The organism is Cyanobacteriota bacterium (assembly GCA_025054735.1).
GTDB lineage: Bacteria > Cyanobacteriota > Cyanobacteriia > SKYG9 > SKYG9 > SKYG9.
On the sequence record JANWZG010000080.1, the window covers coordinates 1 to 11261 of the forward strand.

Genomic DNA, 11261 nt, shown 5'->3' on the forward strand with positions numbered 1-11261 from the left:
GTAACTACAGTTCTGCGCAGAGGCTTCTACTCAGCAAATGGCCATGTTGAGTGAAGTTGGAACCATCCCCTTTCCTCTTATTTCCAGATTAGCTACTGACGTGATCAATTGATGAAGCTGTGTTACATCGTCCGAAGCTTTAACTACTTGCTTTAGGTAGAGCTACCTGATTGAGTTCACCCTAGCTAGGAATCTATAACCACTCTAGTGAGCGAGTTCCAACAGTTCAATTGAACGATCGTTCACGATAGTTGGCTTGTCATTTGCTGTCTTGTGTACCACTGCTGCACTACAGCAGAGAGGATGCTGTCAGGGTGGCGTTGTGTTGTCCTGGTTTGAATCTCCTCTCATGGACTGGAGGTGCAGGGTCGAGCGTCAACAATGGAGGTTTCTATCCGTGAATCTAAAGGGAAAAACAGCCCTAGTAACCGGGGCTTCTCGCGGCATTGGTCGGGCGATCGCCATTGAACTCGCAAGACAAGGCGTGCACCGCTTGGTATTGGTCGCACGCGATGCTGATCGTCTCCGTGATGTTGCGGCTGAGGTCAAAGCTTGGGGCGCAGAGGCGATTGTGCTACCCCTAGACCTAACCCAGCCGATCAACGTAAATGTTGCTATTGCTCATGCTTGGCGCAACCACGGCCCCTTCCAATTGCTGATTAACTGTGCAGGGGTTGCCTACCAAGCGCCTTTTCTGCAATCTCGCTTATCCCATGTCCACACTGAGATCGCCACTAATCTCATGGGGTTATATACCATTACCCGCCTAGTTGCCCGCCGCATGGCTGCTCACCGCCAAGGGCATATTGTCAATGTTTCTAGTTTAATGGGCAAGGTAGCTGCACCAACCATGGCTACCTATTCAGCCACCAAGTTTGCTATTTTGGGCTTTACCCAAGCACTACGGGGAGAGTTAGCTCCCTATAACGTGCAGGTTAGCGCTCTGTTGCCTTCCTTGACCGATACTGACATGGTGCGAGATTTGCGCTGGTTTCGCTGGGTAACGCCAATGACCCCTGAGCAGGTGGCCAAAGCGCTAGTGAGGGGGTTGCGCTGGCGATCGCCAGAAATTTTGGTAGGTTGGCAAACCAAGTTAGCAGTCTGGTGTGGTCAAGTTGCCCCCATGGTGTTAGAAAAACTCGTTCACTGGGCGGCACCATCGCCTAAACTCACCAAATCTGTTGTGTCAGGGTCGGCTCCAGACCAATAGTCCTACTACTAGAATTAGTCTCACCACTAGAATGCCAATGCTTTAGGATCCAACGGGAAACTCAAGGGGGAACCTTTATCCCCCATAGATGGCAGCCAATTATGGTGAGGATTCAAGGGTTCTAGTGCTAAATGTTGAGTTGAATGTTGACAGTTTTGAATTAGGGGCTGTGATTAATTGTTGGTGCTCAAGTCATGCTAGTGAATGGGGAAGAAAATAGCCCTGATCGCGAAACCACTCAACGGTACGATGAATAGTGGCCTGGGGTGATATGTGAGGCTCATAGCCTAATTCTTGCCGAGCACGGGACAGGTCATAGCTACGATCGCCCAGGAACAGGTCAAGGCGATCGGCTTTAGGGAGTCGATGACCTGTGATGCGATAACTCAGGTAGTTTAGCAGTTTATACACCTGCAATGGTGCGCCAGGCAGGTCAGGGGGCAAGCTGGATAGGCCAAATTCTTGGCTAATCAATGTCACAAGTTCCCGCAAGGAGATAGACTGTGGCCCAGCGAGAATATACGTGCGTCCTATAATCCCTGGTGTCAGGCTACACCGAATTAGCCCATCCACAATGTCCACCACATCAGTAATGTGGTGATGTCCCTGGCCTGACCCCATCAGCCGAAATTGTCGGTCAGCGATCGTTCGGAACAAGCCCATCCAACCGCTGGCTCCCGGCCCAAAAACCGTTGATAATCGAGCAATCACTACGGGCAAGCCATCCTGTTGTTTATAGGTCTGTAACATTTTCTCTGTGAGCAGTTTAGACTCCCCATAGGGAGAATCAGGACGGGGTGGCGTTTCCTCTGTAATCGCACGATTTTTGGACATGCGGCCATAGATTGCCACCGTACTAGCGTAAACCAGCCGCTGTACACCTGCTTGCAGGGCAGCTTGGGCCATATGATCGGTTCCCCTAACGTTAACCGCCCACAGGCTCTGACGATTGACATCTGCTCCGTGGACTTTGGCCGCTAAGTGAAACACTACCTGGCACCCTTGCATCCCTTGACGTAGAACAGAGACATCCTCCAAATCCCCACGACACACCTCAACCCCCAGAGCTGTGAGCTCACTAGCGTCTCGTCCCGGACGTACTAGTGCTCTTACCGTATGTCCATCGTGCCGTAACCGTTGCACCAACTGTCTACCCACCAGACCCGTAGCACCTGTAACAAAGGTTTCCATAGGTTTCGTCTCCTTAGACAGTCTCTGCCCATTGTTTCATCGCTCGGGGAGATATCATGGTACAAACTATGCCTAACATTTCTGCACCACGGGCTAGGCCAGATAGGCCAATAAGCACCGGTAACAATCCCCACCGTTTGAGTGGATGCATATCTAACAGGCGGCTAAACCGGAACCACCGAGGTACATCCAATATCATGTGCCAAATCATTGTGACGACGGGTTCCAAAATACCTGTACGGGTAATCCATTGGTTCGGATAGTTTGGATCCAGTCGGCGCAGATGATAGACCTCGTAGCCGTAGCGAAAGTGGAGTTTTTTGAGCCAGTACCACCAAGCAAAGTAGTGAACAATTTGCTGCTGAGGATGAAGAGCAATGATAAAGCCCGCTTGGGTGAGCTTGCGAAATAGTAAGGGGGAGGCAATGACCCGGCCAAATTCTGTCTGGTACTGACATTGCCGAAAGACATCGGTACGCATGGCAAGGTTATGATCCATAAACCCTCGCACTTCCATGTCAGGCAGTTGGCCAGGTCGGTAGTGACGAATTTTACCGAGGATATAGCCAAAGGTTAGACAGACAGCAATTTGCCGGAGGGGAGCATCGCCACGCCAACTGTGGGCACTTTTGAAGAGGCTAATGCCGACGGAAACATCGGCTCCGGCTTGAATACGCTCAACGATCGCCGATACCCATCTGGGTTGAGGATAGACATCAGAATCTGTGAAGACAATAATGTCTCCCGTGGCAACAGTCGCCCCTTGATTTTTTAGAGCATAGTACAGGGCACCATCAGCCGCAACAGCCTTGACTGCTAGAAACGGAGCGGGATCCGCATAGGCTGCTTGCCATTCCTCGACCTGGACGCTGCTGCCGACGAGAATGATTTCAATGCGATCGTGGGGATAGTCCTGGTGTTGCAAGGCTAGCATGGTGTTGTTAGCTGTACCTTGATCACGGGACTCGTTGTAGCCCTCGATCACAACAGATACGATCGGGTTGGTGGTTAATGGGTGAGTAGTCGTCATGGTTTATTCATCTCCTTTGCTGTTGCCCTGTGTGTGCGTTCCATAAACCCGCTCAGCATATTAGCTCAGCATATTGCTGGGTAACCCTAAAATTTGGCGACCTCGAAGACACTCATCAACCCGCATTAGTTCGCTGTAGCTATAGATGAGTAGAGTTTTACGACTGAGTAAGGATGTCTGGAATACCGCTCAGCACGACAATTTTGCCCGTTTGGGCAGACTCCTGAGCAGCATCAATCACCTGTTGGTTACAGTAACCATCCCAAACATTGGGAAAAACAGGCTGTTGGTGACGGACAGTGTTGACAAAGTGGGTGATGGAGCGTAAGAAGGAGGGTTCATGCCAGGGCGATCGTAGCTTTTCTAGCAGGTAGTGAGACTGGGTAATGGGTTGTAGCAAGTGGCTTAGCCCCTGCTTGGCTCTGGCAAACCGACCAATTTTGGGGGTTGTGAATTCCACTGCTAGCGATCGATAGTGATCTACAGCCAGTTTTCCATCTGTGCCATAAATCTCCACTTGCCCAACCTCAACAGCATGTAAGCAGAAGAAAGATTGTACCAGCACATCATTGACCATCCGCAGTTGCAACAAAACAGTATCGTTTTTGCTATATGGCGATCGGGCCTGCATAAACACCTCGGCCACATCCGTTTCCAACAGGAACCGAACTAGATCAATGTGATGGGGGGCAATATCAAAAATCGCCCCAAAACTACCGTGGCGAGTAATTTGCCAGTCAATGCCCGTTTGAGGCACAAAACAAAAGGTGGATCGGGTGCTATTGGGGTTGCCTATCTGGTTCGCCTGAATAGCCTGTTTGAGAGCTTGATAAAGCGGGTGAAACCGATAGTTAAAGCCAACCATCACTACGCGATCGCTGCCCTGCCAACATTCAACAATGCGTTGGGCATCGGCCAAGTTGGTAGCAAAGGGTTTTTCTAGATAAACATGCTTACCGGCATTGATAGCTGCGATCGTTGCCTTAGCATGTTCCTCATAGGGCACACTGACAATCACCGCGTCGATCGTCGGCAGCGCCAATAGGTCGTGGTAATCCTCAAAAATCTTAGCCTGGGGTGCAAGTTGCCGTGCCCGTTCTCGACGGTTGGGGTCAGGATCCGCCAAAGCCACCAGCTCAGAGCTAACGAGGCGAGGCAAATTTTTGAGATGTACTGACAGAGCAACCAGACCACAGCCCACTAGGCCAATTCTTACCTTAGACATGCCGACTTTTGATGTAGTTTGATGTAGGTGATACAAACCAAGGGCTATGGCAAATCCATGGTCACAGGCTTGCTAGCCCCCATCGCTTTAAGGCTCCTCGAAATCGCTTTTTGAGCAGAAAGCTGAGTGAAGCACGAGCAGATAAGTCACTCACAGATGGTCGATCGTCCGAAAATCCGTCACCGGAAATTGAGCCGAGTCCTGATCTTCCAGATAGCCCGTGTGGAGGCGATCGGCAATACGCAGCATCAACCTTGCCGTTTCTAGATCGGCCTGCTCCCACTCGGCTTGCTGCAATAGCGATCGTAGCGGCTGAAAATCTGCTTCCACTTCGGAAATCAATGGTGGCTCATACTGCTGCAACCACTGCCCCGGCGTGAATTTAGCGTGATGCCAAAGCAGGCCAAAAGCCATCTGACCGATTTGAGCATCGGTATCGGCCAATGCCTGTAAAAGCAGATCTAACCCCGGTTCACCGTAATTTAGGGTTTCCAGCAATGCGGCAAGGCGTTGATGGCGATAGGGGCTAGCCAAACGCCACCTTACCCCCGCTAGCCCTCCCAAAACAACACCCATCTGTGGCGGCGCGACCTCGCCTCCCAACACTGCATCTGAGGGCTGGGGCATCAACTCGGTGGGTGGTGCCAGCAAGCCCGCAATTTCCACTGCTGGTGGCAGCAAACTGGGGTTAGTCGCGGTATCCATGAGCGGCTCGTCCCCTGGATCTGGCATAGGTGTTTTTTGAGTAGGTGGATGACAGAAATGGGCTAACGGGTTTGGGTCACAACAACACCAGGCGTAGTCAAAGAAACCTCACAACGCGGGGCCGTATCAGTTGCTGCCGAAAAATCACAGGTATAGGCCGCAAGGCAACGCCCTTGGCTGTTGAAAACACGGACATTGTAACCATATTGACGAGCAACTGTGCCAAATTGGGTCAAAAACTTGTAGCGATCGACATAGGTCAGTTGCCGCCAACTCGCATTTTGCACAACCAAATCAATTCGGGCCGATCGTACCGAACTTGCCGGATAAGCCAACCAATCCTGCACTAGTTTTTCAGCAAATTGAACTTTCGTCCACCACAGACTCGGCACAGTCAATCGATCCAGACAAATTGTATCGGATCTTAAAACAGTCAAGGTTTGAGCGCAGGGGCGCGGCCCAAACTCCTCAGCTGATCTGGCTAGCATCTCAATCTCTAGCGGTGATTTCGCAGGTTGCACCGATCCTTTTATCGGCAACTCGTCGCAGGCCGTTTCAGCTAGCACCGGAAACACCGCAGTTGTCAACATAGCACCCAGCGAAACCAGTAGGGAGATTGTTCGCAGTGACGATCGAGGCATTAAAGGCAGTTGAAACCCAAGCGTTGACTGATACACGGGTAAACTCCCTCAGTAGCGATAGTAGGCTTGGTGCCACGGTAAACCCCGCTCACCTGGTTTCTTTTGCTTCTCCCAGGAAATTTCACCTCGGGCTGTTTTCAACAGATAGTCTTCAACGGTAGCCACCAGGTTTTGCCAGGTCAGCCCTTCGCACTTCAAAAACTCTTTCAATTCCTGCAAAGCTAGTTGCGATTCTTGGGTTTCCTTCATGCTCAGGGGAATTTCCATCCGCAGCGGATCCTTTTGTACTGCCAGCAAGCCTTGACGAACCGCGTTAGAAATTTGAGCGGCATAGTCGCGCCGACCCCGCAAGCACTGTTGCCGCCATCCCCGCTAACTGGTAGCATATAGGGGTGGCAAGCGATTCAGTGCAAACGCCGTCACCTCTTCGCGGCTCAAGTAGCGCCCTAGCTTGGGAGGAACCAGTTGAAACTGGCGCTCTAACTCTTCAGCGACAAGAGACTCCATCGCATTGCGATAAATCGTAGACTTTTCATTGGCCATAGAATTCAACTCAGGAGTGAATGTCGACCTTTGCCGATCTTAAATCACTAATCTGGAGTCAATGACTCGGAACAGGTCGCTCGGCAGAGAACGTTATAATCATTTTTTTTAAGATAACATAGGCTCTCTTGAAGCGATCGTGGTTGGTCGTGAGATCGGCGATTGTAGATTCCAATTTTGACAGGCAAATGTGTAACTCTGGGGAGTGAAAAAAGGCGCACAAAAGAGTGCCGTATCGAGTTATGATCCTTCAGAAGCTGTTTTATAGCGTTTTTCATCTCAGTGAGATACAGTATGTTGGCCACAACCCTTGACTAGTAGGTTTTCTCGCTTGGGTGGCGATCGCCACCCAAGCGAGAAGCGCTATAAAACTCGACGCAACCCTTTGACCGATGGTTCTTCTGGTGATTTTGCTAGATTTCCTCGAAATGGCTGCTGAACAAGGGTTCAGCGGAAATTTAAAACAGCTTCTTAGGATCGAATTGATTTTCCTGCCCCTGCTTTGATTTATCCTGACTAGATTGACCACTAAGGAGATTCCGTGAACATCTCGATCGTCCTCACATTACTTACCCTCAGCCCGATCGTCCCGCCTTCACCGCCTCATCGTGTGCAGCCTGTGGTGCAGGTGTCTGATACCCCTAGAGGCGAGCAATCGTCAGGTGGGAGTGGGGCAACGTCAGGAATAAAGCAAGCTTCTTCGGCGGCAGTCGGAAACTATTGCAGTGTGGTCTATGCCAACGGCGGCTGGCAACTGTTTTGGCATACGGCAGAAGATGCCTGTCGATTTGCCACTTGCTTGGGGTCTAACTGCCAGTTGGCAAGTCGGGGTCGCTATTTTCTGGGGAGACAGAATCAGGTGACGGTTACATGCCGTGGCTTTAGTCGCACGTTTACGGGTATGGGCGATCGTCCCTTGGCTGATGCCTTCAATACCGTAGCTAATCCCTTCCAGCCCGCTTGTGCGTTTACGGTTAATCAAGGTGTTAGTACGTTTACATCCCCACCCCTCGGAGGTAGACCATCCCCAACTAATCCCAGCAGTTCTGGTAGCAATTCGACGATCGGGCAAGCACCAAACTCTGTAGCACAGGAGATGGTAGCGGCTCATAATCGCTGGCGATCGCAGGTAGGAGTTCCACCTCTGCGCTGGTCTCCCCAGTTAGCTAGTTATGCCCAAGACTGGGCCAACCAATTGGCCGCACGGGGAGCCTTTGAGCACCGACGTGATAGCCCCTATGGGGAAAATCTGTTCTGGGGGCAGGGACGGCGCTGGTCACCGACGGAGGTAGTAAATGACTGGGGCAGCGAGGTCAAGGATTACGACTATGCCACCAATAGCTGTCGAGGAGTTTGTGGGCATTATACCCAGGTGGTGTGGCGAGACACGACTGAAGTGGGTTGTGGGGTGGCTCGATCGGGCAACCAGGAAATTTGGGTGTGCAACTACAATCCGCCAGGTAACTATCTTGGACGTAAACCCTATTGAGAAATAACCCGAAGAATTAACCTATGCAGCCCATGAAATCACTATCCCTAATATTCTCTCTCTTCATTTCTAACGTTTGCCTAGCTGGGTTTACCGTGGCAGCTTTAGCCGTAGACTACAGTCGTCAGCCTCAGCGCGTGTCCCCTGCCTCCACCACCTATCCTCTGGAAATTGAAAAAGGATTGGTGGGGGACAGCCGCCTTTGGGTGCGCGTAAACGGTTGGATTTTGAATGTGGAAGAGTATGGTTCTGGATTGCTGTTGGCTAGTTTTGCTGACTATTGCAAAAAGCCAATTCAGGTCGAAGGGCGGGCTGCAACTCTGTTGGTGGAAACGCGCTATCGATCAGAGGATGGTAAGCCATTTTATCTGGCGGATGTGTTAATGCCCGATGGGTCGAGAACACGGATTGGTCGCCAGTTTGATCATCCGGGGCCTGCTTTGGATAAGCTGGTGCCACCGCCGATGCCAACAGCCTATCCGTTGCAGGTGCAGACTCGAAGAGATGGTGTTAAGGTAGCGATCGTCAACGGGCAACCCGTCAAAGTAGAAGATCAAATCAGGGATGCCCAAGGAAATATCTATTTGTATTTTCGACTACTCTACTCCCTACAACCGAGGGAATACACGGTGGATGGCGGCAGCAACAAGCGACGGGTCTTCTTCAGCCAGAAAGATGGCATCGCCTATGAGGTTATCACCAAGTATAATGGGCAGGTGTTACGAGTCACGCCCTTGTTGGATCACAAACGTATTGACCAAGTGATGCCCTTCGCCTACTTCAAGCCCGGTTATAGCCTCACCGAGAATGCCCGTGGCTATCGGGGGGGGATCGGTTTTGCTGGTTTGGACGATCCCAACGCCCAACCTGAGAATCGGCCCCCTTGTCCCTTTTAGAACGGATGAGCACCCCAGGGTGCCACTAGCACCTACCTAACATACCAGTCCATTTTTCCAGTCCAAGTCGCTTGCATCAACACCCTCAAGCCCGTTATTTCGCTCTTTCCACACTTATTCTATTCGCAAATTCCCATGAATTACTTTGTCACTCCTCCCGCGATCGTCTTTTCTACTGCTGCACTTACCCTAGCTCTCGGCACCCCAGTCCAGGCCCAATCCCAGCCTCAATCTGCCAAGTGTGATATCAGCGATCGCTGGGAATATCGCTCTCCTAGAAGCATCGCCCTACAAAATGGGCAATACATTCCCGTGAACCGTCCCTACACGACTGAGGTGGAATTGACCGAAACGAATCCTCGGCAAGAATCGATTCGCGAGGGTAACCGCACCCAAGTCGTTCGTATTGCCACCCTCAGAGCTTCCAATCCCGATCCTGCTGCCCAAGGAAGCAATGCTCGCATGGTGACCAGTATGCGAGTGGGTGAAACGGCTGGGATTTTGCTGGCGGTGCCGGTAGAGGGAGTTCCCTATGGTGGCGGGTTGGTGCTAGAGGGTAAGGTTAGTGCAAATTGTCAAACTATCCAAGGGCAAGCCTCAGTGGGAGGCGTAGGCGAAAAGTTTCCCTTCATCCTCCAACGGCAAAGCAGTCGCGCCACCAATGCTCCCCCCAATTCAGCAACGTCAACTCTCAGTGGCAACTGGGTGCTATTTCTAGGCCGTCAAGGTAAATTTGACAACTTTGGGGTCGATCGCCTCACCCAAACCGGCAATCAACTTCAGCTTGTCTCTGGCATTTCTGGGCAGACCTTTTCAGGCCGCATCTCCGGGCAACGGGTAGAATTGCAACTGAGCAACGGACTAAATGTAGGCACCCTGAATCAGAGCGGCAGCGTGATCACCTTCCCCGACATGGTGATGGTGCGACTAGGGTCGCCCACCTGCCCCACCGCCAACACCTGTAAAGTGCCCTAACCCCAACTCAGTTCTTAGTAAGGACTGAAGTCCTTACTACAAGCTATCTGGAATTATTACAACACACTAACCCATGAGGTAAATAGCAACACGAGGTCAATATGCGAAACAGAAGGTGGTGGCTTGTCAGTCTAGTCATGTTTATCGCCATTCTCAGTGGCTCTTTTTGGAAGCGAGTCCTGGCTCTTTCCCTTTCTGCCCTGCTAGGCACTACCTCCCCCGCTAGTTGGTTGCTCACCAGCGGTGATACCGCCACTGCTGCCCCACCCCCCATCCAGGTCGGCGACCTCTTTCTCAATCTCAACTCCGACCAACTCCTTGCTCATTCTGGAACAGGCATCTTCAATCATCCCCCCCTACCTACTTCTGAGCTATCTGGAGAGGGTATTGACATTTCCAGAAATCCTGGTAACCAACAGTCTACTTCTCAACCTCAGCAAAATAGTCCCAACAGAATACCCAATAATCCTCAACAAGTTGGAATCAAGACTGTTTCCTTTGGTGCTCCTTCTATAAGGAATATATCATCTAATACTTTTGAACTTTCTCAATCTAGCCCTGAAGGTTGTAAATACGTCATTCTTATCAAGAGAGAAGGTGAGCTTGTTTATCAGGATTCAGTAAGATTTATTTCTCCAAGCGTAAATATCTGTGGAGCACCCTCTTTCACTACGAAACTGGACCCAACTGGTACAAAAGCCGAATTGCAACTGGATGGATCTTCTGGAATATTGATTATTCAGAAACTTAGTGATGAGTTGATTCAAGGAGTATATAAGGAAGGCGGCAAGGAAATTGATCTTGGAAAAATTCCGGTCAATCCAAATACTTCATTTCTCTACAAAGGCACACAAAAACCTAGCCTCACAAAAGATGATCAGACAGACAAAATCTTTGGAATTGAACATTCTGATGGACAGAAAAGTAGTTTGCTAAAGCAAGATACGACAAATGCTGTAGCAGAAGCAGTTTGTAAAGCTGGGAGAAGAACTGCTGCTGGTCTATCTACCATGTTTACGGTTGGTGCTGTACTAGGAGTTGGCTTGGCCTTGGCAGCACCTGTAACAACTGCAATTGCTGGTGGTACTGCACTTACTATGGGGGCATATGCAACCACTGCCGCAATTGTTGGATGGGGAAGTTACTTTATGTTTGGAGGCAATCCACCTTTACTGGGGGACTTGTTAGGAAAAATACCAGGAGTTAGTCATGCCTATAACTTTGCAGATGGTGTACAAAATTTGTTAGGACTTGCATCTGAATCTGAACTTGCTGATCGCAGAGGTATTTCTCAGCCAGGGATCAGGGAACCTGGCAAAGGTGTCTTTGACCAAATTGCTGCTAGGGCTCGTGATT

13 protein-coding genes are annotated in these 11261 nt (G+C 50.6%); 6 read left to right on the top strand and 7 right to left on the bottom strand.

The features are described from left to right. The first annotated feature begins 397 nt into the window (after window positions 1–397). A complete protein-coding gene (locus NZ772_05725) occupies window positions 398–1210 on the top strand; it encodes an SDR family NAD(P)-dependent oxidoreductase (protein MCS6813057.1) in 813 nt (270 codons plus the stop codon). 192 nt (window positions 1211–1402) lie between these two features. Here NZ772_05725 and NZ772_05730 read toward each other — a convergent pair whose 3' ends face one another. The 7 genes from NZ772_05730 to NZ772_05760 form a co-directional block, all read right to left on the bottom strand. Then, window positions 1403–2401 (bottom strand): NAD-dependent epimerase/dehydratase family protein, encoded by a 999-nt coding sequence (locus NZ772_05730; protein MCS6813058.1) that lies wholly within the window; start codon window positions 2399–2401, stop codon window positions 1403–1405. 13 nt (window positions 2402–2414) lie between these two features. Continuing rightward, window positions 2415–3431 carry a glycosyltransferase gene (locus NZ772_05735; protein MCS6813059.1) on the bottom strand — a complete coding sequence of 339 codons (1017 nt, stop codon included), beginning with the start codon at window positions 3429–3431 and terminating at the stop codon, window positions 2415–2417. Between the two features lie 157 nt (window positions 3432–3588). Then, window positions 3589–4656, bottom strand: coding sequence for a Gfo/Idh/MocA family oxidoreductase (locus tag NZ772_05740; protein ID MCS6813060.1), 1068 nt, complete (start codon window positions 4654–4656; stop codon window positions 3589–3591). Window positions 4657–4806: 150 nt separating this feature from the next. Then, complete coding sequence (locus NZ772_05745) at window positions 4807–5388, bottom strand: GUN4 domain-containing protein (GenBank protein ID MCS6813061.1); 582 nt, start codon at window positions 5386–5388, stop codon at window positions 4807–4809. 35 nt (window positions 5389–5423) lie between these two features. Continuing rightward, a complete protein-coding gene (locus NZ772_05750) occupies window positions 5424–6038 on the bottom strand; it encodes a hypothetical protein (protein ID MCS6813062.1) in 615 nt (204 codons plus the stop codon). Between the two features lie 12 nt (window positions 6039–6050). Further along, complete coding sequence (locus NZ772_05755) at window positions 6051–6353, bottom strand: hypothetical protein (GenBank protein MCS6813063.1); 303 nt, start codon at window positions 6351–6353, stop codon at window positions 6051–6053. A gap of 21 nt (window positions 6354–6374) precedes the next feature. Further along, on the bottom strand, window positions 6375–6545 hold the full coding sequence (locus NZ772_05760) for a late competence development ComFB family protein (GenBank protein ID MCS6813064.1): 171 nt from the start codon (window positions 6543–6545) through the stop codon (window positions 6375–6377). Window positions 6546–6855: 310 nt separating this feature from the next. Here NZ772_05760 and NZ772_05765 point away from each other — a divergent pair, with 310 nt between their 5' ends. The 5 genes from NZ772_05765 to NZ772_05785 form a co-directional block, all read left to right on the top strand. After that, on the top strand, window positions 6856–6984 hold the full coding sequence (locus NZ772_05765) for a hypothetical protein (GenBank protein ID MCS6813065.1): 129 nt from the start codon (window positions 6856–6858) through the stop codon (window positions 6982–6984). A gap of 102 nt (window positions 6985–7086) precedes the next feature. Beyond that, on the top strand, window positions 7087–8034 hold the full coding sequence (locus NZ772_05770; protein ID MCS6813066.1) for a pathogenesis-related family 1 protein: 948 nt from the start codon (window positions 7087–7089) through the stop codon (window positions 8032–8034). Between the two features lie 32 nt (window positions 8035–8066). After that, on the top strand, window positions 8067–8930 hold the full coding sequence (locus NZ772_05775; protein ID MCS6813067.1) for a hypothetical protein: 864 nt from the start codon (window positions 8067–8069) through the stop codon (window positions 8928–8930). A gap of 135 nt (window positions 8931–9065) precedes the next feature. Next, a complete protein-coding gene (locus NZ772_05780; GenBank protein MCS6813068.1) occupies window positions 9066–9905 on the top strand; it encodes a hypothetical protein in 840 nt (279 codons plus the stop codon). Between the two features lie 137 nt (window positions 9906–10042). After that, window positions 10043–11261, top strand: a 1219-nt coding sequence (locus tag NZ772_05785; GenBank protein MCS6813069.1) for a hypothetical protein, incomplete at its 3' end; no start/stop codon positions are given.

Coding starts and splice junctions, on each gene's coding strand:
- NZ772_05730 (MCS6813058.1), bottom strand. CDS start 2,401: ATGGAAACCTTTGTTACAGGTGCTACGGGTCTGGTGGGTAGACAGTTG.
- NZ772_05735 (MCS6813059.1), bottom strand. CDS start 3,431: ATGACGACTACTCACCCATTAACCACCAACCCGATCGTATCTGTTGTG.
- NZ772_05740 (MCS6813060.1), bottom strand. CDS start 4,656: ATGTCTAAGGTAAGAATTGGCCTAGTGGGCTGTGGTCTGGTTGCTCTG.
- NZ772_05745 (MCS6813061.1), bottom strand. CDS start 5,388: ATGCCAGATCCAGGGGACGAGCCGCTCATGGATACCGCGACTAACCCC.
- NZ772_05760 (MCS6813064.1), bottom strand. CDS start 6,545: ATGGCCAATGAAAAGTCTACGATTTATCGCAATGCGATGGAGTCTCTT.
- NZ772_05775 (MCS6813067.1), top strand. CDS start 8,067: ATGAAATCACTATCCCTAATATTCTCTCTCTTCATTTCTAACGTTTGC.
- NZ772_05780 (MCS6813068.1), top strand. CDS start 9,066: ATGAATTACTTTGTCACTCCTCCCGCGATCGTCTTTTCTACTGCTGCA.